This window comes from Streptococcus pseudopneumoniae (genome assembly GCF_001068775.1).
Classification (GTDB): Bacteria; Bacillota; Bacilli; order Lactobacillales; family Streptococcaceae; genus Streptococcus; species Streptococcus pseudopneumoniae_N.
Genome location: NZ_JWAJ01000106.1, coordinates 38,283 through 61,935 on the forward strand (window position 1 = coordinate 38,283; position 23,653 = coordinate 61,935).

A 23,653-nucleotide genomic window follows, 5' to 3' on the forward strand; every position below is an offset into this window, starting at 1 on the left:
TGAGGAGAAAGAAATGGAAGTCAACATAAAAGATCTTCATCCGAGTCAACTATACTTATCAGAAGAGAAATTACAAGATATCCAGATGCTTTATCAATCGGTAGAAAAGCACAATATCAATCCAATCAGTGTTCTTGCATTTGGAGATTATTTGTTGATTACAGATGGGCATCACAGGGCTTATCAGGCTTTGTTGGTAGGCCAGGATACAATTTCTGCTGAGTGGGATAGAGATGGAGGTGATGAACTCTATCATCTTTATGCGCAAGCTTGTGAGAAAAGAAAGATATACTCTGTTCTGGATTTAAAAAATCAAATCTTACCTCAAGATGAGTATGAGGCAAAGTGGTATAACTGGTGTGATGGTTTTAATCAAGCAGCGGAGCTAGTATTAGGATTAGAAAATGATGACAAAAATCATTCAGATAGATGATTCCTTGCGTCTAGTTCCCTATTTTTTAGCAGATCATCATGATGCAGCTTTGGCCTGGTATCAAGATGTGGATTTGGTGGAACTTGTAGACGGTATTAGAATACCTTATAGTCCGGAAAAATTAAATGCCATGTATTCCTATTTAGAAAGACACGGGGATTTGTTCTGGATTGAGTTTCGAGAAAAAGGAGAGTGGCTTCCAATTGGGGATGTAACCTTATCTCAGGAAAACCTTCCTATTGTGATTGGCAATCCAATTTATCAACATCAAGGACTTGGACGCAAGGTTTTGAAGGCTTTGATTGATCTAGCTCGGCAAAAGGGTTGGAAACAATTGAACGTTCAAGAAATCTATACTTTCAATCGTACCTCTATAAGATGTTTTGAGTCTCTTGGATTTGTGGAAAGAGGCGCTACTGAAAAGGGCTTGAGTTTTGTACTGACTTTGAGCGAATGAATTCACTCCATCGTGGTAGAAGATTTTGAAGATTAATTGCACCAAAAAAGTGTAACATAAAGAAATGTCAAAAATAAAAATTTCTCTTGCATTTTTTTTAAAATAGTGTATAATAGATGGGTATGTGTAAAGCATACTTGTGGGAGGTAAAAATCTCTAAATTACCGCCAAAACCACAAAGGAGGATTTAAAAATGGCTAAAAAAGTCGAAAAACTTGTAAAATTGCAAATCCCTGCTGGTAAAGCTACACCAGCTCCACCAGTTGGACCTGCTCTTGGTCAAGCTGGTATCAACATCATGGGATTCACAAAAGAGTTCAACGCTCGTACTGCTGACCAAGCTGGTATGATCATTCCAGTTGTTATTTCAGTATACGAAGACAAATCATTTACTTTCGTTACAAAAACACCACCAGCTGCTGTTCTTTTGAAAAAAGCTGCAGGTGTTGAAAAAGGATCAGGTACACCTAACAAAACTAAGGTTGCTACAGTTACTCGTGCACAAGTACAAGAAATTGCAGAAACTAAAATGCCAGATTTGAACGCTGCAAACATTGAGTCTGCAATGCGTATGATCGAAGGTACTGCTCGTTCTATGGGATTCACTGTTGTTGACTAATCAATAACATCCCTATATAACCCGCAAGACTTCATCATTTCGAGAAGTGACGTGGGAGATGAAAATCGATTGAACCACTTACAAGGAGAATAGAAAATGGCTAAAAAAAGCAAACAACTTCGTGCTGCTCTTGAGAAGATCGACAGCACAAAAGCATACAGCGTAGAAGAAGCTGTAGCTCTTGCAAAAGAAACTAACTTTGCAAAATTTGATGCAACTGTAGAAGTTGCTTACAACTTGAACATTGACGTTAAAAAAGCTGACCAACAAATCCGTGGAGCAATGGTATTGCCAAACGGTACTGGTAAAACAGCTCGCGTTCTTGTATTTGCACGTGGTGCAAAAGCTGAAGAAGCAAAAGCTGCTGGTGCAGACTTCGTTGGTGAAGATGACCTTGTTGCTAAAATCAACGACGGTTGGTTGGACTTCGACGTAGTTATCGCTACACCTGACATGATGGCTCTTGTTGGACGTCTTGGACGTGTCCTTGGACCTCGTAACTTGATGCCAAACCCTAAAACTGGTACTGTAACAATGGATGTTGCTAAAGCAGTTGAAGAGTCTAAAGGTGGTAAAATCACTTACCGTGCTGACCGTGCAGGTATCGTACAAGCTATCATCGGTAAAGTTTCATTTGAAGCTGACAAGTTAGTAGAAAACTTCAAAGCATTCAACGAAACAATCCAAAAAGCTAAACCAGCTACTGCTAAAGGAACTTACGTAACAAGCTTGACAATCACAACTACTCAAGGTGTTGGTATCAAGGTTGACGTTAACTCACTTTAATTAGTAATGATTTAACATGAAAGGTTGAAGACAAATTTGTCTCAACCTTTTTTCTATTAAAAAAATAAAAATACGTATAAACTTTCTAATCTATTTGATATTGTAAAGTATCTAGATAGAAAATTCAGAAAATTTGCTCTTTTCTCTTGAAAATTTTTGAAAAAATGGTATGATAGTAACAAGCTATTTTTAAGAGAAGAGAAAGGGGAACGATGGAGAAAATCATTTTAGACTCACCTAAGACGGGATCGGATCTTGTTTTGGAAACACTTCGCGACTTAGGAATCGACACGATTTTTGGTTATCCTGGTGGAGCAGTACTTCCTTTATATGATGCTATTTATAATTTTAAGGGAATCCGCCATATTCTAGGTCGCCATGAGCAGGGCTGTCTTCACGAAGCTGAAGGTTATGCTAAGTCAACAGGAAAACTGGGTGTTGCAGTCGTCACAAGCGGACCAGGAGCTACAAATGCCATTACAGGGATCGCAGATGCTATGAGCGATAGTGTTCCCCTTTTGGTCTTCACAGGACAAGTTGCAAGAGCGGGAATCGGTAAGGATGCTTTTCAAGAAGCTGATATCGTTGGTATCACCATGCCAATCACTAAGTACAATTATCAGGTTCGAGAAACTGCGGATATTCCGCGAATTATTACAGAAGCTGTGCATATTGCGACTACAGGTCGTCCAGGGCCAGTCGTCATTGACCTACCAAAAGATGTTTCTGCGCTTGAGACAGACTTCGTATACTCTCCAGAGATAGATTTACCAAGTTATCAGCCAACACTTGAGCCAAATGATATGCAAATCAAGAAAATCTTGAAGCAATTGTCTAAGGCTAAAAAACCAGTCTTGCTAGCTGGGGGTGGGATTAGTTACGCTGAGGCTGCGGCAGAGTTAAATGAATTTGCAGAGCGTTATCAAATTCCAGTTGTGACAAGTCTTTTGGGACAGGGAACAATTGCAACTAGCCATCCACTGTTTTTGGGAATGGGCGGAATGCATGGTTCCTTTGCAGCAAATATTGCCATGACTGAGGCTGATTTCATGATTTCTATTGGTTGCCGCTTTGATGACCGTTTGACTGGAAATCCTAAAACCTTTGCTAAGAATGCAAAAGTAGCGCATATTGATATCGATCCAGCAGAGATTGGTAAGATTATCGCTGTTGATATCCCGGTTGTTGGAGATGCTAAAAAGGCCTTGCAGCAGTTACTAGCTGAGCCAATCGTTCGTAACAATACTGAAAAATGGATTGAAAAAGTTACCAAAGATAAGAATCGTGTTCGTTCTTATGATAAGAAAGAACGTGTGGTTCAACCTCAAGCAGTTATTGAACGCGTCGGTGAGTTGACCAATGGCGATGCCATTGTTGTAACAGACGTTGGACAACACCAAATGTGGACGGCTCAATACTATCCTTACCAAAACGAGCGACAACTCGTAACATCAGGTGGTCTAGGAACCATGGGATTCGGAGTTCCAGCAGCTATTGGTGCTAAGATTGCTAATCCAGATAAAGAAGTTGTTCTCTTTGTCGGAGATGGCGGTTTCCAGATGACTAATCAGGAATTGGCAATCTTAAATATTTACAAGATTCCAATCAAGGTCATCATGCTTAATAACCATTCACTCGGGATGGTTCGCCAGTGGCAAGAAGCCTTCTATGATGGTCGAACTTCAGAGTCGGTCTTTGATAGCCTTCCAGATTTCCAATTGATGGCTCAAGCCTATGGAATTAAGAATTATAAGTTTGATAATCCTGAAACTCTTGAGAAGGATTTGGAAGTCATCATGGAAGATGAACCAATGTTTATTGAAGTAGACATTTCTCGGAAAGAACATGTTTTACCGATGGTACCAGCTGGTAAGAGTAATCATGAGATGTTGGGGGTGAAGTTTAATGCGTAGAATGTTAACAGCCAAACTTCAAAACCGTTCAGGTGTTCTCAATCGCTTCACAGGAGTCTTATCGAGACGTCAAGTCAATATCGAAAGCATTTCTGTTGGCGCAACCGAAAATCCAAATGTGTCACGGATTACCATTATCATCGATGTTGCCTCACATGACGAGGTGGAGCAAATCATCAAACAACTGAATCGTCAGATTGATGTAATTCGTATTCGTGATATTACGGATCAGCCCCACTTAGAACGAGAAGTAATTCTTATAAAGGTTTCAGCGCCTGCTGAAAAACGTGCAGAAATTTTGGCTATTATCCAACCTTTCCGTGCAACAGTAGTCGATGTAGCTCCAAGTTCCATTACCATTCAGATGACTGGGAATGCAGAAAAGAGTGAAGCTTTGATTCGAGTCATTCGACCTTACGGTATCAAGAATATCGCTCGTACGGGTGCAACTGGATTTACCCGCGACTAATACTCTTCGTAAATCTCTTCAAACTACGTTAGCGTCGCTTTGCCGTAGGTATATGTTACTGACTTCGTCAGTCTTATTTACAACCTCAAAGCAGTGCTTTGAGCAACCTGCAGCTAGCTTCCTAGTTTGCTCTTTGATTTTCATTGAGTAAAAGAATCCAACTTAAATTTGTTAAACCAGCCTAACAGGCAATAAAAATAGAAAAGAGAGAAAAAACTATGGCAGTTCAAATGGAATACGAAAAAGATGTAAAAGTAGCAGCACTTGACGGTAAAAAAATCGCCGTTATTGGTTATGGTTCACAAGGACATGCGCACGCTCAAAACTTGCGTGATTCAGGTCGCGATGTGATCATCGGTGTACGTCCAGGTAAATCTTTCGATAAAGCAAAAGAAGATGGTTTTGACACTTACACAGTAGCAGAAGCAACTAAATTGGCTGATGTTATCATGATCTTGGCACCAGATGAAATCCAACAAGAATTGTACGAAGCAGAAATTGCTCCAAACTTGGAAGCTGGAAATGCTGTTGGATTTGCACATGGTTTCAACATTCACTTCGAATTCATCAAAGTTCCTGCAGATGTTGATGTCTTTATGTGTGCTCCTAAAGGACCAGGACACTTGGTACGTCGTACTTACGAAGAAGGATTTGGTGTTCCAGCACTTTACGCTGTCTACCAAGATGCAACAGGAAATGCCAAAAACATCGCTATGGACTGGTGTAAAGGTGTTGGTGCAGCGCGTGTAGGTCTTCTTGAAACAACATACAAAGAAGAAACTGAAGAAGATTTGTTTGGTGAACAAGCAGTACTTTGTGGTGGTTTGACTGCCCTTATTGAAGCTGGTTTTGAAGTCTTGACAGAAGCTGGTTATGCTCCAGAATTGGCTTACTTTGAAGTTCTTCACGAAATGAAATTGATCGTTGACTTGATCTACGAAGGTGGATTTAAGAAAATGCGTCAATCAATTTCAAACACTGCTGAGTATGGTGACTATGTTTCAGGTCCACGTGTAATCACTGAACAAGTCAAAGAAAACATGAAAGCAGTTCTTGCGGACATCCAAAATGGTAAATTCGCCAACGACTTTGTAAATGACTACAAAGCTGGACGTCCAAAATTGACTGCCTACCGTGAACAAGCAGCTAACCTTGAAATTGAAAAAGTTGGTGCAGAATTGCGTAAAGCAATGCCATTTGTCGGTAAAAACGACGATGATGCATTCAAGATCTACAACTAATTTTTAAGAATATAAACAGAAGGCGAGTTGGGGGGAACCTAACTCGCTTTTTATCTTGAAAACTCATCTAGGAGGAGATTATGCTAAGTGCAAAAGATGTGGTGAAAGCCCACAAGGTTTTGAGTGGTGTAGTAGCCAATACACCACTTGACTACGATCATTATTTATCCGAAAAATACGGAGCGAAAATTTATCTTAAAAAGGAAAATGCTCAACGTGTCCGTTCTTTTAAAATTCGTGGAGCTTATTACGCTATCTCGCAATTGACAAAAGAGGAACGTGAACGTGGTGTAGTGTGTGCTTCAGCGGGAAATCACGCTCAAGGAGTTGCCTACACATGTAATGAGATGAAGATCCCTGCAACAATCTTTATGCCAATTACGACACCTCAACAGAAAATTGGTCAGGTCCGTTTCTTTGGAGGAGATTTTGTGACTATCAAATTAGTAGGGGATACTTTTGATGCTTCAGCCAAGGCTGCTCAAGACTTTACTGTAGCTGAAAATCGTACTTTTATTGACCCCTTCGATGATCCCTATGTTCAAGCTGGCCAGGGTACGGTAGCCTATGAAATTTTAGAAGAAGCTCGTAAAGAATCTATTGAATTTGATACTGTCTTGGTACCAGTTGGAGGTGGAGGCCTCATTTCAGGTGTTTCTACTTATATTAAAGAAACTAATCCAGCAATTGAAGTGATTGGTGTTGAAGCAAATGGTGCTCGTTCTATGAAGGCTGCCTTTGAAGCTGGGGGACCGGTTAAACTTAAAGAAATTGATAAATTTGCGGATGGGATTGCAGTACAAAAAGTAGGGCAGTTGACCTATGAAGCAACACGAAAAAATGTTGAAACTCTTATCGGTGTAGATGAAGGATTGATTTCTGAGACCTTAATTGATCTTTATTCTAAACAAGGGATTGTAGCTGAGCCTGCGGGTGCTGCTAGTATTGCAGCCTTGGAAGTATTATCCGATTATATTAAGGGCAAGACCATTTGTTGTATCATTTCTGGAGGGAATAATGACATCAACCGTATGCCAGAGATGGAAGAACGTGCCTTGATTTATGATGGTATCAAGCATTACTTTGTAGTGAATTTCCCACAACGTCCGGGAGCACTTCGAGAGTTTGTAAATGATATCTTAGGACCTCATGATGATATTACTCGTTTTGAATATATCAAACGAGCTAGCAAGGGAACTGGTCCAGTATTGATAGGGGTTGCACTTGCTGATAAGCACGATTATGCGGGATTGATTCACCGGATGGAGAAATTTGACCCATCTTATATTAACTTGAATGGGAATGAGACCCTATATAATATGCTTGTTTAATATGCTATGAAATTTTTATCATATCATTTGCCTAACCTATTTACAAGTGCTATAATGTAAATGAAGAAAGGGGGAGATTCCCATGGTTTTAAAAGTTATACTTGTTCTAATTATTCTAATGCTTATTGTAGGAGCTATACTAATGAGCTCAATCTATGTTGTTCGACAACAATCAGTAGCTATCATTGAACGATTTGGTAAGTATCAAAAGTTGAGCAATAGTGGTATTCACCTAAGAGCACCATTTGGGATTGATAAAATTGCAGCTCGTGTACAACTGCGTCTCTTGCAAAGTGAAATCGTTGTGGAAACCAAGACTCAAGATAACGTATTTGTGACGATGAATGTTGCAACACAGTACCGAGTAAATGAACAAAATGTTACAGATGCTTACTATAAACTAATGAGACCTGAGGCTCAAATCAAATCTTACATTGAAGATGCATTGCGCTCATCAGTTCCTAAGTTAACTTTGGATGAATTGTTTGAGAAAAAGGATGAAATTGCATTAGAAGTTCAAAAACAAGTAGCGGAAGAAATGTCAACGTATGGGTACATTATCGTCAAAACGCTCATTACCAAAGTAGAGCCGGATGCGGAAGTCAAGCAATCGATGAATGAAATCAATGCTGCTCAACGTAAGAGAGTAGCAGCACAAGAATTGGCCGAAGCAGATAAAATTAAGATCGTAACAGCGGCCGAAGCAGAGGCAGAAAAGGATCGCCTACATGGTGTGGGGATCGCAGAGCAACGAAAAGCAATTGTTGATGGACTTGCTGATTCTATTAAAGAGTTAAAAGGAGCCAATGTTGAATTAACTGAAGAGCAAATCATGTCAATCTTGTTAACTAACCAGTATTTAGATACATTGAATAATTTTGCAGAAAAACAAGGTAATAATACAATTTTCTTACCAGCAAATCCTAACGGAGTTGAAGATATACGAACCCATATATTATCGGCTTTAAAAGCCAAGTAAACCAAATCTTAACGTCTTATTTGATTGGATATATGTTTTTTTATTGACAAATGCCATAAAAACGTATACAATTAAATATCGTAAAGAATAAAATAGGAGAAAAACATGGCTAAGACTAACTTTGAAAAAGTAGAATCAGTTGTTAGCTGGGTTCGTGATAAGAAGATCACTGGTTATCGTATTTCTAAAGAAACGAATGCACGTGAAATGTCTATCATTGCTCTAGCTCAAGGACGTGCAAAAGTTAAAAATATTTCCTTTGAAACAGCCCTTGGATTAATTGATTTCTATGAAAAAAATCATGAAAAATTTGAAGATTAATCTTTGGATACAAGCAGACTCTAATTAGGGTCTGCTTTTATTTATGGAATGGAGAAATAGCCATGCTATGACCTACTCAACAAATCTATTTGTTAGGATGAGCTAGGTTGACAGGAGAGGAGTGATCTCATACTCTTCGAAAATCAAATTCAAACCACGTCAGCTTCGCCTTGCCGTACTCAAGTACAGCCTGCGGCTCGCTTCCTAGTTTGCTCTTTGATTTTCATTGAGTATCACTCATGAAAATCAAATAAAAGATTAGGAATATAGCTACAAGCAATACTTGCTCAGAAAGCAGAAGATGGCATCGAAGATATAAAAATAGGTCGGAATAAAAAACTCCGACCTTGATTTTTATGTTCATGAGCCTTTGACTCAATGTTGATTGGGGATTGAAAAGGAATACAACTCTTAGTTTAAGAGGTTTATCCAACCGCTTTTATCTTATCCTAAATAGCGTTGTAAAAATTCTCTTGTACGTTCCTCTTTAGGATTTGTAAATAAATCTTCAGGTTTGCCTTCTTCTGCAATCACACCTTTGTCCATAAAGATGACACGGTGTGATACGTCACGAGCAAATTCCATTTCGTGGGTTACAACGATCATTGTCAAGCCTTCTTGAGCTAGTTCTTGCATGATTTTTAGAACTTCACCGACCATTTCAGGGTCAAGGGCTGAAGTAGGCTCGTCAAAGAGAATGGCATCAGGATTCATAGAAAGCGCGCGAGCAATGGCTACACGTTGCTTTTGACCACCAGAAAGTTGTTTTGGTTTAGCTTGCCAGTAGCGCTCTCCCATTCCAACCTTTTCAAGGTTTTCTTTAGCAATTTTCTCTGCTTCTGATCGTTCACGTTTGAGAACGGTTGTCTGTGCAACAATCGTATTTTCAAGAACGTTGAGATTTTCAAAGAGGTTAAAGGATTGGAAAACCATGCCTAGTTTTTCACGATAGTGAGTGAGGTTATACCCTTTTTCAAGTACGTTTTCACCGTGATAAAGGATCTCACCATCAGTTGGTGTTTCGAGAAGGTTGATAGAACGTAGGAAGGTTGATTTACCACTACCGGAACTACCGATGATAGAAATCACTTCTCCTTTATGAATAGTGAGAGAGATGTCTTTTAAGACCTCGTTTTGCCCGTAGGATTTTTTGAGGTGTTTGATTTCAAGGATTGGTTGACTCATTATTTCAAATCCTCCGTTTGCATTTGGTTAGCACCTGTCGTGTAGGTATCCATATCCATACGTTTTTCGATGAAGCGTAGGATACGCGTTACTGTGAAGGTGAGGACAAAGTAGATAACTGCGATGATGGTAAAGGTTTGGAAGTACTGGTAGGTTTGTGTTGCTACTGTATTTCCTGAGAAGTAAAGTTCTACAACAGAGATAACGTTCAATACAGAAGTATCCTTGATGTTGATGACGAACTCATTACCAGTCGCTGGTAGAATATTTCGAACAACTTGAGGCAAAACAATCTTACGCATGGTCTGGTTATGAGTCATGCCAAGTGCAGTTGCCGCTTCAAATTGTCCCTTATCAACAGCTAGGATACCACCACGGACGATTTCAGTCATGTAGGCACCAGTGTTGATCGAAACGATAAAGATAGCAGCTAGCGTACGGTCTAGATTGATTCCGAAAGCTTGAGCAGTTCCATAGTAGATAACCATAGATTGTACAATCATAGGTGTCCCACGGAAAATTTCAATATAGATATTGAGAATCCAACCGATTAGTTTTTGGATGCCGAAAATAAATTGATTTTCTGATAGAGGTGCTGTACGGAAGACACCGATAGCAAGACCGATAGCGAGACCAACGATGGTACCGATAATTGAAATGAGAAGTGTAATACCAGCACCACGCAAGAGTTGTTGCCAGTTTTCAGTCAGAATTTTAGCGACTTGGCCAAAGAAATTACTGTTGCTTTCCTCTGTCGTTGTAGATTCTGCTGGTTGCTCTTTGATCATACGATCCATGAGCGCAACTTGTTCATCTTTAGAAATGGTTTCAATACTGGCATTGATTTGGCTGATACGGTTATCATCTTTACGAAGTCCAATAGCGATAGATGTATCTTCTTCACCAGTTTTAAAACCAGGTTCAGGCTGAATCATTTTGAACTTAGCGTTTGCTGATTCGGCAGTTAGGGCTTCAGGACGTTCAGAAACATAGGCATCAATGACACCAGCTTCAAGAGCTTGACGCATTTGGGCGAAATCTCCCATGGCAGTTTCCTTCTGAGCGCCTGAGATTTGTGAAATCAAATCATAAAGGTAAACACCTTGTTGAGAAGTGATTTTTGCTCCGCTAAAGTCCTCTAGTGATTTGGCGTTTGCATAGGCAGAATCTTTTTTGACCAAAAGTACTGGTTCGCTAGTATAGTAGCTGCTTGAAAATGCAATTTCTTGTTTGCGTTCAGCAGTTGGGCTCATACCTGCAATGATCATATCAATCTTACCAGAAGTAAGGGCTGGAACAAGTCCTTCCCACTTGGTTTTAACAACCAAGGGCTCTTTGCCTAGGTCCTTAGCAATTTTTTTAGCTATTTGGACGTCGTAACCATTAGCATATTGGTTGGTTCCATCGATTTTGACAGCGCCGTTACTGTCGTCATCTTGAGTCCAGTTAAAGGGTGCGTAGGCTGCCTCCATACCGATGCGTAAATATTCATCGGCTTGGACCTGGCTAACTAGTCCTAAAGTAAGGGCCAGGCTAGCAAGGATAGTTAAGCATAATTTTTTCATGTTTTCTCCTATTTCTAGTCTAAAATTGCTTCTCTCTATTGTATCGAAAATTAGCAAGTTTTTCAATCCTAGTAAACCCTTACTTGGAAAAAAATGATATAATGAGAAAAAGGTCAAAAGAGGCTATATTATGAAAAAAAGATGGTTAATAGTACTTATATTTACATGTCTGATAATTGTTCCCAAACTGGTTTTTGCCGTGGATTTCAGCATTCCATCCTATAAAGGAGAACTGTATATTCATGCAGATAATACAGCGGAATTTAGGCAGAAGATAGTTTACCAGTTTGAGGATGATTTTAATGGCCAAATAGTGGGACTTGGTCGTGCAGGCAAGATGCCTAGCGGGTTTGAAATTGATCCTCATCCAAAGGTTGAGGCATCGAAAAATGGTGCTAAACTGACAGATGTTACTAGCGAAGTGACAGAAGAAAAGAATGGTTATACTGTTAAAGTCTATAATCCAGGTCAGGAAGGGGACAGGGTCGAAGTGGAACTTACCTGGCAATTGAAAAATCTTCTTTTCTTATATCATGATATCGCTGAATTAAATTGGCAACCCTTAACAGATAGTTCAGAATCTATTGAAAAGTTTGAGTTTCATGTGAGGGGAGATAAGGGGGCTGAAAAACTCTTTTTCCACACAGGTCAACTTTATAGAGAGGGAAGTATTGAACAGAGTGGTCATGACTATACTATTCGCTTAGACAATCTTCCGTCTAAGCGCGGAGTTGAGTTGCATGCCTACTGGCCTCGAACTGATTTTGCTAGCGCTACAGATCAGGGCTTAAAAGGGAATCGTTTAGAAGAGTTTAATAAGATAGAAGACTCGATTGTTAGAGAAAAAGAGCAGAGTAAACAACTCGTTACTTGGGTGTTTCCTTCAATACTTTCCATCTCCTTGTTATTGAGTATCTGCTTCTATTTTATTTATAGAAGAAAAACCACTCCTTCAGTCAAATATGCCAAAAATCATCGTCTCTATGAACCGCCGATGGAATTAGAGCCTATGGTTTTATCAGAGGCTGTCTACTCGACCTCCTTAGAGGAAGTGAGTCCTCTAACCAAAGGAGCAGGAAAATTCACCTTTGACCAACTTATTCAAGCTACCTTGTTAGATGTGATAGACCGTGGGAATGTCTCTATTATTTCAGAAGGAGACGCAGTTGGCTTGAGGCTGGTAAAAGAAGATGGTTTGTCAAGCTTTGAGAAAGACTGCCTAAATCTGACCTTTTCAGGTAAAAAAGAAGTTGCTGTTTCCAATTTGTTTGCAGATTATAAGGTTTCTGAGAACCTTTACCGTGGAGCGAAAGCTACTGATGAAAAACGGATTCAAACAAAAGGCCGTAAACTCAAATATTCTTTTGAAAGAGCATTGAAAGAGATGCAAGACGGAGTAAGAAATCGAGTTTCCTTCTGGGGGCTCCCAGATTATTATCGCCCCTTGACTAGCGGGGAAAAGGTCTTGCAAGTGAGCATGGCTGTTTCTACTATTTTCCCACTAATCATCGGATTTGGTTTGTTCTTGTATAGTTTGGACGTTCATGGCTATCTTTACCTCCCCTTGCCAATACTTGGTTTTCTAGGTTTAGTTTTGGCTGTTTTCTATTATTGGAAGCTTCGACTAGATAATCGTGATGGTGTCCTAAATGAAGCAGGAGCAGAAGTCTACTATCTCTGGACCAGTTTTGAAAATATGTTGCGTGAGATTGCACGACTGGATCAGGCTGAATTGGAAAGTATTGTTGTTTGGAATCGTCTATTAGTTTATGCAACTTTGTTTGGATATGCTGACAAGGTTAGCCATTTGATGAAGGTTCACCAGATCCAAGTTGAAAATCCAGATATCAATCTCTATGTAGCCTATGGCTGGCATAGCATGTTTTATCATTCAACAGCGCAAATGAGCCATTATGCCAGTGTCGCAAATACGGCAAGTACTTACTCAGTATCTTCTAGTAGTGGAAGTTCTGGTGGTGGATTTTCTGGCGGCGGTGGTGGCGGCAGCATCGGTGCCTTTTAAAGAAAACTAAACACAGCTTATAAAAGTATGATATAATGGAGGATAGAAAAAGGAGTTATCTATGTATCTTATTGAAATTTTAAAATCTATCTTTTTTGGTATTGTTGAAGGAATCACGGAATGGTTGCCGATTTCAAGCACTGGTCACCTGATCCTAGCGGAAGAATTTGTCCAATATAAAGACCAAAGTGAAGCCTTTATGTCTATGTTTAACGTGGTTATTCAACTTGGTGCAATCTTAGCCGTTATGGTTATCTACTTTAACAAACTTAATCCTTTCAAACCAGGGAAAGATAAAGTTCAAGTTCGTAGAACTTGGCAATTATGGTCGAAAGTATTTGTTGCGACTTTACCTCTTCTCCTTGTCTTTAAGTTTGATGATTGGTTTGACACTCACTTCCATAATATGGTTTCAGTAGCCATTATGTTGATTGTTTATGGGGTTGCCTTTATCTATCTTGAAAAACGTAACAAAGCGCAAGCGATTGAGCCAACAGTCACAGAGCTAGACAAGTTGCCTTATAAAACGGCCCTCTATATCGGACTTTTCCAAGTCTTGGCTCTTTTACCTGGGACTAGCCGTTCGGGTGCCACTATCGTTGGTGGTTTGTTAAATGGAACTAGTCGTTCGGTGGTAACTGAGTTTACCTTCTATCTAGGAATTCCAGTTATGTTTGGAGCTAGTGCTTTGAAGATTTTTAAATTCATCAAAGCGGGAGAAGTCTTGAGTTTTGGTCAATTCTTCTTGCTCTTGGTAGCAATGGTAGTGGCTTTTGCAGTCAGCATGGTTGCCATTCGTTTCTTGACCAGCTATGTAAAAAAACACGACTTTACAATGTTTGGAAAATACCGTATTGTCCTAGGTAGTGTCTTACTACTTTATAGCTTCGTTCGATTATTTGTATAAGAAAAAAGCCTTGAGGGAAGCTGCTTCCTTCAAGGTTTTAAAATCCAGTCACAGTGACACCCAATAAGCGAACGTCTTTATCTTTATCTGTCAGAGATTCGTAAAGTTGGATAGCTATTTGTGAAATAGTTTCAGCATCTTGGATCTTTTGAGATAAGCTTTTCCGCTTAGTCATTGTAGAAAAGTCAGCATAGCGGATTTTTAAAATAACAATCTTTCCAGATTTTTCATTTTTTTGAAGACTCAGGGCAACTTTTTCCGAAAGGAGAGTTAGCTCTTTTTTGATATCCTCTTCTAGATTGAGAATTTTACTATAAGTTTTTTCTTTTCCAATAGATTTACGAATGCGATTGGATTTGACGGGAGAATTATCAATGCCACGAGCCTTGCGATACAGGTCAAAACCGAGTCGACCAAAACGATCAATGAGACTAATTTCAGAAATTTTTAAAAGATCAGCACCTGTAAATACCCCCATTTGATGCAATTTCTCAACTGTTTTCTTACCTACACCGTGGAATTTAGCGATATCCATTTGTTTGAGAAAATCTTCAGCTTCATCAGGGAGAATAACTGTCAGACCTTGAGGTTTTTGGTAATCGCTGGCTATTTTAGCTAAGAATTTATTATAAGACACACCAGCAGAAGCGGTCAGATGAAGTTCTTGCCAAATATCTTGTTGGATTAGTCGAGCGATTTTAACAGCGGACTTGATGTCGAGTTTGTTTTCAGTCACGTCTAGATAAGCTTCATCGATACTCATAGGCTCGATATTATCCGTATAACGTTTGAAAATAGCTCGAATCTGTTGACCGACAGCAGTATATTTTTCGTAGTTTCCAGAAATGAAAACAGCTTGAGGGCAACGTTCATAGGCTTCTTTAGAACTCATAGCTGAGTGGATGCCAAAGACTCGCGCTTCATAACTACAGGTAGAAACAACTCCTCGACCACCAGTTTTTCTAGGATCACTACCAATCACAACTGGCTTCCCTTTAAGATTGGGATTGTCTCGAATTTCAACAGCAGCAAAAAAGGCATCCATGTCAATATGGATGATTTTACGAGATAAATCATTCATTAGTGGGAAAATCAACATGAAGAAACCTCTCAGTGCTAGTTTGTTTAATTTTATTATACTCTTTTTCTGAAAAAATGAAAACCAAGTAATTCTTTTCAAAAATATAATACAGTTTTATTTATTTTTGAAACTGTATTAGAAAAGAAAGTGCTAAAAAAGAGATTTTCTACTTGTTGAAATCGTTTACTGTATGTTATACTGAGTACATGAATGTAACAGATGACTGTTACTAGAAAGAAAAAAGAGGACATTAACATGGTTGTTAAGACAGTTGTTGAAGCACAAGACATTTTTGACAAAGCCTGGGAAGGCTTTAAAGGTGTTGACTGGAAAGAAAAAGCAAGTGTGTCTCGTTTCGTTCAAGCAAACTACACACCTTATGATGGAGATGAAAGCTTCCTTGCAGGACCAACAGAACGTTCACTTCACATCAAAAAAATCGTAGAAGAAACTAAAGCACATTACGAAGAAACTCGTTTCCCAATGGACACTCGTCCAACATCTATCGCTGATATCCCTGCAGGATTCATCGACAAAGAAAACGAAGTTATCTTTGGTATCCAAAATGACGAACTCTTCAAATTGAACTTCATGCCAAAAGGTGGTATCCGTATGGCTGAAACTACTTTGAAAGAAAATGGATACGAGCCAGACCCAGCTGTTCACGAAATTTTCACTAAATACGTAACAACTGTTAACGACGGTATCTTCCGTGCTTACACTTCAAACATCCGTCGTGCTCGCCACGCTCACACTGTAACTGGTCTTCCAGATGCATACTCACGCGGACGTATCATCGGTGTTTACGCACGTCTTGCTCTTTACGGTGCAGACTACTTGATGCAAGAAAAAGTAAACGACTGGAATGCAATCGAAGAAATCGATGAAGAAACAATCCGTCTTCGTGAAGAAATCAACCTTCAATATCAAGCATTGCAACAAGTTGTACGCTTGGGTGATCTTTACGGAGTTGATGTTCGTAAACCAGCGATGAACGTTAAAGAAGCTATCCAATGGGTAAACATTGCCTTCATGGCTGTCTGCCGTGTTATCAACGGTGCGGCTACATCTCTTGGACGTGTACCAATCGTATTGGATATCTTTGCAGAACGTGACCTTGCTCGTGGTACATTTACTGAATCAGAAATCCAAGAGTTTGTTGATGATTTCGTTATGAAACTTCGTACAGTTAAATTTGCTCGTACAAAAGCTTACGACCAATTGTACTCAGGTGACCCAACCTTCATCACAACTTCTATGGCTGGTATGGGTAACGACGGTCGTCACCGTGTTACTAAGATGGACTACCGTTTCTTGAACACTCTTGACAACATCGGTAACTCTCCAGAACCAAACTTGACAGTTCTTTGGACTGACAAATTGCCATACAACTTCCGTCGCTACTGTATGCACATGAGCCACAAACACTCTTCAATCCAATACGAAGGTGTAACAACAATGGCTAAAGATGGATATGGTGAAATGAGCTGTATCTCATGTTGTGTATCTCCACTTGACCCAGAAAACGAAGAACAACGTCACAACATCCAGTACTTCGGTGCTCGCGTTAACGTTCTTAAAGCTCTTCTTACTGGTTTGAACGGTGGTTACGACGATGTTCATAAAGACTACAAAGTATTTGATATCGAACCAATCCGTGACGAAGTTCTTGAATTCGAATCAGTTAAAGCTAACTTTGAAAAATCTCTTGACTGGTTGACTGACACTTACGTAGATGCTTTGAACATCATCCACTACATGACTGATAAGTACAACTACGAAGCTGTTCAAATGGCTTTCTTGCCAACTAAACAACGTGCTAACATGGGATTCGGTATCTGTGGATTCGCTAACACTGTTGACACATTGTCAGCTATCAAATACGCTACAGTTAAACCAATCCGTGATGAAAATGGCTACATCTACGATTACGAAACAATCGGTGAATACCCACGTTGGGGTGAAGATGACCCACGTTCAAACGAATTGGCAGAATGGTTGATCGAAGCTTACACAACTCGTCTACGTAGCCACAAACTTTACAAGAATGCAGAAGCTACAGTTTCACTTTTGACAATCACATCTAACGTTGCTTACTCTAAACAAACTGGTAACTCACCAGTCCACAAAGGTGTATACCTCAACGAAGATGGTTCAGTGAACTTGTCTAAACTTGAATTCTTCTCACCAGGTGCTAACCCATCTAACAAAGCTAAAGGTGGATGGTTGCAAAACTTGAACTCACTTGCTAGCCTTGACTTTGGTTACGCAGCTGATGGTATCTCATTGACAACTCAAGTTTCACCTCGTGCTCTTGGTAAGACTCGTGACGAACAAGTTGATAACTTGGTAACAATCCTTGATGGTTACTTCGAAAACGGTGGACAACACGTTAACTTGAACGTTATGGACTTGAACGATGTTTACGAAAAGATCATGTCAGGTGAAGACGTAATCGTACGTATCTCAGGATACTGTGTAAATACTAAGTACCTCACTCCAGAACAAAAAACTGAATTGACACAACGTGTCTTCCACGAAGTTCTTTCAATGGATGATGCATTGAGCTAAGATTCATAAATAGTAAATAAAAACCAGTCATTTTGACTGGTTTTTTGGTATAAAAAAATATTTAAAAAAAGTTGGTCAAAATTGGTCAAATATCTTGACTAATACTGACCAAAGTGATATACTAAGGACATAAGGATAAGGAAATCCTTAGAAAACCTTGATTTTAAGGTGATTGTGTAATTTATCTTAAGGTCAAAGTATGGGTAAAACCTAGAAAAGAGGTACAACCTATGAATAACATTAGTATTTTTAGAAATCCAATTACAAAATCTGTATTGGATAAAGAGAAACCAGAAATTATACGTAGAGTAGCAAAGTGCTAGTCTAAAATTTTTAAAACAAAGGTCAGAAAAAGTCAAATTATTTTGACTAACTAATTTTTAAATTAAACGAGGTATAAAATATGAATAACAACTTTAATAACTTTAACAATATGGATGATTTGTTTAACCAATTGATGGGCGGTATGCGTGGATATAGTTCTGAAAATCGTCGTTACTTGATTAACGGTCGTGAAGTAACACCTGAAGAATTTGCTATTTATCGTCAAACAGGTCAACTGCCAAGTGAAGGAAGTGACCAAGCTCAGTATGTTCAAGGTAAAGCTATGAAACAAGATGGTATTCTTGCAAAACTTGGACGTAACTTAACAGCAGAAGCTCGTGAAGGTAAGTTGGATCCAGTTATTGGACGTAATAAGGAGATTCAAGAAACTTCTGAAATCCTTTCTCGTCGTACAAAGAATAACCCAGTTCTAGTCGGTGATGCTGGTGTTGGTAAAACGGCAGTAGTAGAAGGTCTTGCCCAAGCTATCGTGAATGGTGATGTTCCAGCAGCAATCAAGAACAAAGAAATCATTTCAATTGATATTTCTGGACTTGAAGCTGGTACTCAATATCGTGGTAGCTTTGAAGAAAACATTCAAAACTTGGTAAACGAGGTTAAAGAAGCTGGAAATATTATCCTCTTCTTCGATGAAATCCACCAAATCCTTGGTGCAGGTAGCACAGGGGATGGTCAAGGATCTAAAGGTCTTGCTGATATTTTGAAACCAGCTCTTTCACGTGGTGAATTGACAGTGATTGGGGCAACAACTCAAGATGAATATCGCAACACTATTTTGAAAAATGCTGCTCTTGCTCGTCGTTTCAACGAAGTAAAAGTTAATGCACCATCTGCTGAAGATACTTTCAAGATTCTCCAAGGGATTCGTGATCTTTATCAACAACACCACAATGTTATCTTGCCAGATGAAGTATTGAAAGCTGCTGTTGATTATTCTGTTCAATATATTCCACAACGTAGCTTGCCAGATAAGGCTATCGACTTGGTCGATGTGACAGCTGCTCACTTGGCAGCACAACACCCAGTGACAGATGTACATGCTGTGGAACATGAAATTGAAGAAGAAAAAGCTAAACAAGAAGCTGCAGCTGCTAAAGAAGATTACGAAGCAGCCCTTAATGCAAAAATTCGTATCGAAGAACTTGAAAAGAAAATTGCCAACCATACAGAAGATCATAAGGTTACAGCGACTGTTAATGATGTTGCTGAGTCTGTAGAACGTATGACAGGTATCCCTGTTTCACAAATGGGTGCAACTGATATCGAACGTTTGAAAGATATGGGTCACCGTTTGCAAACTAAGGTTATTGGTCAAGATAAGGCTGTTGAAGCAGTAGCACGTGCCATCCGTCGGAACCGTGCAGGCTTTGACGAAGGGAATCGTCCAATCGGTAGCTTCCTCTTTGTAGGTCCTACTGGTGTTGGGAAGACTGAGTTGGCTAAACAATTGGCTCTTGATATGTTTGGAACTAAGGATGCTATCATCCGTTTGGATATGTCAGAATACAGCGACCGCACAGCCGTTTCTAAATTGATTGGTACAACAGCCGGTTATGTTGGTTACGATGATAACAACAACACTTTGACTGAACGTGTTCGTCGGAATCCATACTCAATCGTCCTTCTTGATGAAATTGAAAAGGCTGATCCTCAAGTGATTACTCTTCTTCTTCAAGTATTGGATGATGGTCGTTTGACAGACGGTCAAGGTAACACTGTAAACTTTAAAAATACAGTGATTATCGCAACTTCAAATGCTGGCTTTGGTTATGAAGCGAACCTGACAGAAGATGCGGATAAACCAGAATTGATGGATCGTTTGAAACCTTACTTCCGTCCAGAATTCTTGAATCGCTTTAACGCTGTGATTGAGTTCTCACACTTGAGCAAGGAAGATCTTTCTAAGATTGTAGATTTGATGTTGGTTGATGTCAATAAGACACTTGCTAAGAAAGAGATCGACTTGGCAGTGAGTGATGCAGCCAAAGAATATATGACCGAAGAAGGTTATGATGAAGTCATGGGTGTTCGTCCACTCCGTCGTGTAGTTGAACAACAAATTCGTGACAAAGTCACAGACTTCCACTTGGATAATCTTGATTCTAAACACCTTGAAGCCGATATGGAAGATGGTGTCTTGGTCATTCGTGAGAAAGCCTAAATTAAAATTTTGAGTGTAAAAAAAGGACCAGTTGAAAAAACTGGTTCTTTTGTGTTAGATGACATGGCGTTCAAAGGCATCATCCGAGATTCCTTGTTGGAGAATCAATTTAGCCCATTCCTTAGCTGAAAATAGGCTGTGGTCCTTGTAGTTCCCGCAAGATTCAATGGTAGTTCCTGGGACATCTTCCCAAGTTGTTGTTTCTGCGATTTCCTTTAGTGAATCCTTGATGACAGCAGCGATTTCTGCACTAGTATGACGTCCCCACATAATCATATGGAACCCTGTACGACATCCAAATGGTGAACAATCAATCATACCGTCGATGCGAGTACGGATGAGCATAGCCAAGAGGTGCTCAATAGTATGAAGTCCAGCAGTAGGGATTGAGTCTTCATTCGGTTGAACCAAGCGAATATCAAAGTTAGAAATGATATCTCCCTTAGGACCTGTTTCTTCCCCAATTAAACGGACATAAGGTGCTTTGACAATGGTGTGATCAAGTTCAAAACTTTCAACAATAACTTCTTTTGACATGGTATTTCCTTTCAACTTTCTCCTTTCATTATATCATAAAGATTTACTTAAAAACTGCTAATAAAGAGATTTTTCAAATATGAATGCCATAAAAGAGTCTGACTGTAAAAAATAATTTTAAAATGGCAATTGTTTCCAATTCAATTGGAAAAATTCTGAAAATTGTATTGACACTTGGCTGAAAAGGGATTATAATGTATAAAAAGTCATAAAGGAGTTTATTATGAAATTTTCAAAAGTAATGGCCCTAGCAGGGGTGACTCTGTTAGCGTCAGGTGTTTTGGCAGCTTGTTCAGGTTCAGGCTCTAGTGCAAAAGGTGAGAAAACTTTTTCTTACGTTTATGAAACAGATCCAGACAGCCTCAACTATCTGACAACAGGTAAGGCTGCGGTTGCGAATATCACAAGTAATGTCGTTGATGGTTTGATGGAGAATGACCGCTACGGTAACTTCGTGCCATCTTTGGCAGAAGATTGGTCAGTGTCTAAAGACGGGTTGACTTACACTTACACAATCCGTAAAGATGCTAAGTGGTACACTTCTGAAGGCGAAGAGTATGCACCAGTTAAAGCGCAAGACTTTGTAACAGGTCTTAAGTATGCGGCTGACAATAAGTCAGAAGCCCTTTATCTTGTTCAAGAATCTGTTAAAGGTCTTGACGCTTATGTAAAAGGTGAAGTTAAAGACTTCTCAGAAGTTGGAATCAAGGCTGTAGATGATCAAACAGTTCAATACACTTTGAACAAACCAGAAAGCTTCTGGAACTCTAAGACAACCATGGGAATTCTTGCACCAGTCAATGAAGAATTCCTTACTTCTAAAGGAAGTGACTTTGCTAAAGCAACAGATCCAAGCAGTATTCTTTACAACGGTCCTTTCTTGTTGAAATCATTGGTAGCAAAATCTTCAGTAGAATTTGAAAAGAATCCAAACTACTGGGATAAGGACAATGTTCATATTGATAAAGTAAAACTTTCATTCTGGGATGGTCAAGACAATAACAAACTTGCAGAAACCTTTAAAGATGGTGGTTTCTCAATGGCCCTTCTCTTCCCAACAAGTGGAAGCTACTCTGAACTTGAAAAAGAGTTTAAGGATAACATCGTTTATACAACACAAGATTCTACAACTTTCTTAGTCGGTACGAATATTGACCGTCAGTCTTACAAATATACTTCTAAGACTACAGACGAGCAAAAGACTTCAACTAAGAAAGCTCTTCTTAACAAAGACTTCCGTCAAGCCATCGCCTTTGGTTTTGATAGAACAGCTTATGCTTCTCAAGTTAATGGAGAAAGTGGAGCAAGCAAACTCCTTCGTAACTTGTTCGTACCACCAACATTTGTTCAAGCAGATGGTAAAAACTTTGGTGACTTAGTTAAGGAAAAATTAGTAACCTATGGTGACGAGTGGAAAGATGTGAATCTAGATGATGCTCAAGATGGTCTTTACAATCCTGAAAAAGCGAAAGCAGAATTTGCTAAAGCTAAGACAGCTCTCCAAGCAGAAGGCGTTCAATTCCCAATTCATTTGGATATGCCAGTTGACCAAACTAATACTACAAAAGTTCAACGTGTTCAATCATTGAAACAATCACTTGAAGCAACGTTAGGAACTGACAATGTTGTCATTGACATTCAACAACTTCAAAAAGATGAAGTCCTCAATGTTACTTACTTTGCTGAAACGGCTGCCGGTGAAGATTGGGACCTTTCAGATAACGTTGGTTGGTCTCCAGACTATATCGACCCATCTACTTACCTTGATATCATCAAACCATCAGTAGGTGAAAATACTAAGACTTACCTAGGATTTGATTCAGGCACAAACAATGCAGCTGCTAAACAAGTTGGTTTAGAAGATTACGAAAAGATGGTTGTTGAAGCTGGAAATGAAGACACTGACGTTTCAAAACGTTATGATAAATATGCTGCTGCCCAAGCTTGGTTGACAGATAGTGCATTGATTATTCCAACAACTTCTAAAACTGGACGTCCAATGTTGTCTAAGATGGTGCCATTCACACTTCCATTTGCTTACTCAGGTAACAAGGGAACAAGTGAAGCACTCTTGTACAAATACCTTGACCTTCAAGATAAGCCAGTAACTGCTGATGAATATCAAAAAGCTCAAGATAAATGGAAGAAAGAAAAAGAAGAATCTAATAAAAAAGCGCAAGAAGATCTTGCAAATCATGTCAAATAAGAAAAAAGAGGCCGGACAAAAAGTCTGGCCTTTTGATACCCTTCCTGAGACTTTAGTTTAGCATGTTGATTATTGGTTTAATCCCTGCATTGAAGTAGTAGATTAGACTTTCTAAGTCACGCCCCTGTTCATAGATAAACTACATAAAAATAAGGTATATTTTATCTATAATATTAAACAGTTTTCCCGACTATTTATCATGTGTTTGGGATAAGATTGCGATTGAGATATTTAACCTGTTCAGTTGTTTCTCTACATATAGTAAAATGAACCTAAAAAAGTACGTAGTGTGGTATAATCTTCTTATGGCATATTCATTAGATTTTCGTAAAAAAGTTCTCGGCTATTGTGAGAGAACAGGTAGTATAACAGAAGCATCACACATTTTCCAAATCTCACGTAATACTACTTATGGCTGGTTAAAGCTAAAAGAGAAAACAGGAGAGTTAAACCATCAAGTAAAGGAACAAAACCAAGAAAAGTTGATAGAGATAGACTCAAAAACTATCTTACTGACAATCCA

At 39.2% G+C, this 23,653-nt stretch carries 19 protein-coding genes and 1 pseudogene; 16 read left to right on the top strand and 4 right to left on the bottom strand.

The genetic code is table 11. The features are described 5' to 3' along the window. Window positions 1-13 precede the first annotated feature (13 nt). From ADF68_RS05830 to ADF68_RS05875, 10 genes are all read left to right on the top strand, one after another. Complete coding sequence (locus ADF68_RS05830; protein ID WP_049549011.1) at window positions 14-433, top strand: ParB N-terminal domain-containing protein; 420 nt, start codon at window positions 14-16, stop codon at window positions 431-433. Continuing rightward, entirely contained in the window at window positions 408-890 is a 483-nt protein-coding gene (locus ADF68_RS05835; RefSeq protein ID WP_049549022.1) for a GNAT family N-acetyltransferase, read from the top strand. Before ADF68_RS05830 ends, ADF68_RS05835 begins: the two co-directional genes overlap by 26 nt. Before the next feature lie 193 nt (window positions 891-1,083). Next, window positions 1,084-1,509, top strand: a complete 426-nt coding sequence (gene rplK / locus ADF68_RS05840; RefSeq protein ID WP_001085808.1) for a 50S ribosomal protein L11 — start codon at window positions 1,084-1,086, stop codon at window positions 1,507-1,509. Window positions 1,510-1,605: 96 nt separating this feature from the next. After that, complete coding sequence (rplA, locus tag ADF68_RS05845) at window positions 1,606-2,295, top strand: 50S ribosomal protein L1 (RefSeq protein WP_001085672.1); 690 nt, start codon at window positions 1,606-1,608, stop codon at window positions 2,293-2,295. A 212-nt stretch (window positions 2,296-2,507) separates the two neighbouring features. Then, on the top strand, window positions 2,508-4,208 hold the full coding sequence (locus tag ADF68_RS05850) for an acetolactate synthase large subunit (RefSeq protein ID WP_049549012.1): 1,701 nt from the start codon (window positions 2,508-2,510) through the stop codon (window positions 4,206-4,208). Further along, window positions 4,201-4,677 (top strand): acetolactate synthase small subunit, encoded by a 477-nt coding sequence (gene ilvN / locus ADF68_RS05855; protein ID WP_001253809.1) that lies wholly within the window; start codon window positions 4,201-4,203, stop codon window positions 4,675-4,677. Before ADF68_RS05850 ends, ilvN begins: the two co-directional genes overlap by 8 nt. Window positions 4,678-4,895: 218 nt before the next feature. Continuing rightward, window positions 4,896-5,918: a ketol-acid reductoisomerase gene (gene ilvC, locus ADF68_RS05860; protein ID WP_000290683.1), complete on the top strand. Its 1,023-nt coding sequence runs from the start codon at window positions 4,896-4,898 to the stop codon at window positions 5,916-5,918. 80 nt (window positions 5,919-5,998) lie between these two features. Continuing rightward, on the top strand, window positions 5,999-7,249 hold the full coding sequence (ilvA, locus tag ADF68_RS05865; RefSeq protein WP_049549013.1) for a threonine ammonia-lyase IlvA: 1,251 nt from the start codon (window positions 5,999-6,001) through the stop codon (window positions 7,247-7,249). Window positions 7,250-7,331: 82 nt separating this feature from the next. Then, on the top strand, window positions 7,332-8,228 hold the full coding sequence (locus tag ADF68_RS05870) for an SPFH domain-containing protein (RefSeq protein WP_000243418.1): 897 nt from the start codon (window positions 7,332-7,334) through the stop codon (window positions 8,226-8,228). 105 nt (window positions 8,229-8,333) lie between these two features. Further along, window positions 8,334-8,549: a hypothetical protein gene (locus tag ADF68_RS05875; RefSeq protein ID WP_001140700.1), complete on the top strand. Its 216-nt coding sequence runs from the start codon at window positions 8,334-8,336 to the stop codon at window positions 8,547-8,549. Window positions 8,550-8,993: 444 nt separating this feature from the next. Here the strand turns inward: ADF68_RS05875 and ADF68_RS05880 are convergent, their stop codons facing one another. Together ADF68_RS05880 and ADF68_RS05885 are read right to left on the bottom strand one after the other, a co-directional pair. After that, window positions 8,994-9,734, bottom strand: a complete 741-nt coding sequence (locus ADF68_RS05880; protein WP_049549014.1) for an amino acid ABC transporter ATP-binding protein — start codon at window positions 9,732-9,734, stop codon at window positions 8,994-8,996. Further along, on the bottom strand, window positions 9,734-11,299 hold the full coding sequence (locus ADF68_RS05885; protein WP_049527370.1) for an ABC transporter substrate-binding protein/permease: 1,566 nt from the start codon (window positions 11,297-11,299) through the stop codon (window positions 9,734-9,736). The genes ADF68_RS05880 and ADF68_RS05885 overlap by 1 nt, the downstream gene beginning before the upstream one ends. Window positions 11,300-11,429: 130 nt before the next feature. On the opposite strand from ADF68_RS05885, the gene ADF68_RS05890 reads away from it, so the two are divergent. Beyond that, window positions 11,430-13,322, top strand: coding sequence for a DUF2207 domain-containing protein (locus tag ADF68_RS05890; protein ID WP_049549015.1), 1,893 nt, complete (start codon window positions 11,430-11,432; stop codon window positions 13,320-13,322). 61 nt (window positions 13,323-13,383) lie between these two features. After that, window positions 13,384-14,229, top strand: a complete 846-nt coding sequence (locus ADF68_RS05895) for an undecaprenyl-diphosphate phosphatase (protein WP_049549016.1) — start codon at window positions 13,384-13,386, stop codon at window positions 14,227-14,229. Between the two features lie 37 nt (window positions 14,230-14,266). On the opposite strand, the gene dinB is transcribed toward ADF68_RS05895, so the two are convergent. Then, the gene (gene dinB, locus ADF68_RS05900; protein ID WP_049549017.1) at window positions 14,267-15,328 is read right to left on the bottom strand and encodes a DNA polymerase IV; all 1,062 of its coding nucleotides are present in this window, start codon (window positions 15,326-15,328) and stop codon (window positions 14,267-14,269) included. 237 nt (window positions 15,329-15,565) lie between these two features. On the opposite strand from dinB, the gene pflB reads away from it, so the two are divergent. Together pflB and ADF68_RS05910 are read left to right on the top strand one after the other, a co-directional pair. Then, a complete protein-coding gene (gene pflB / locus ADF68_RS05905) occupies window positions 15,566-17,881 on the top strand; it encodes a formate C-acetyltransferase (RefSeq protein WP_049549018.1) in 2,316 nt (771 codons plus the stop codon). A 403-nt stretch (window positions 17,882-18,284) separates the two neighbouring features. After that, window positions 18,285-20,387: an AAA family ATPase gene (locus ADF68_RS05910; protein ID WP_049549019.1), complete on the top strand. Its 2,103-nt coding sequence runs from the start codon at window positions 18,285-18,287 to the stop codon at window positions 20,385-20,387. Between the two features lie 54 nt (window positions 20,388-20,441). On the opposite strand, the gene ADF68_RS05915 is transcribed toward ADF68_RS05910, so the two are convergent. Then, on the bottom strand, window positions 20,442-20,924 hold the full coding sequence (locus tag ADF68_RS05915; RefSeq protein ID WP_049549020.1) for an S-ribosylhomocysteine lyase: 483 nt from the start codon (window positions 20,922-20,924) through the stop codon (window positions 20,442-20,444). 223 nt (window positions 20,925-21,147) lie between these two features. On the opposite strand from ADF68_RS05915, the gene ADF68_RS05920 reads away from it, so the two are divergent. Together ADF68_RS05920 and ADF68_RS05925 are read left to right on the top strand one after the other, a co-directional pair. Next, the gene (locus tag ADF68_RS05920) at window positions 21,148-23,130 is read left to right on the top strand and encodes a peptide ABC transporter substrate-binding protein (RefSeq protein WP_049549021.1); all 1,983 of its coding nucleotides are present in this window, start codon (window positions 21,148-21,150) and stop codon (window positions 23,128-23,130) included. Between the two features lie 305 nt (window positions 23,131-23,435). Next, a pseudogene (locus tag ADF68_RS05925) lies at window positions 23,436-23,653 on the top strand (IS630 family transposase); the annotation flags it as partial.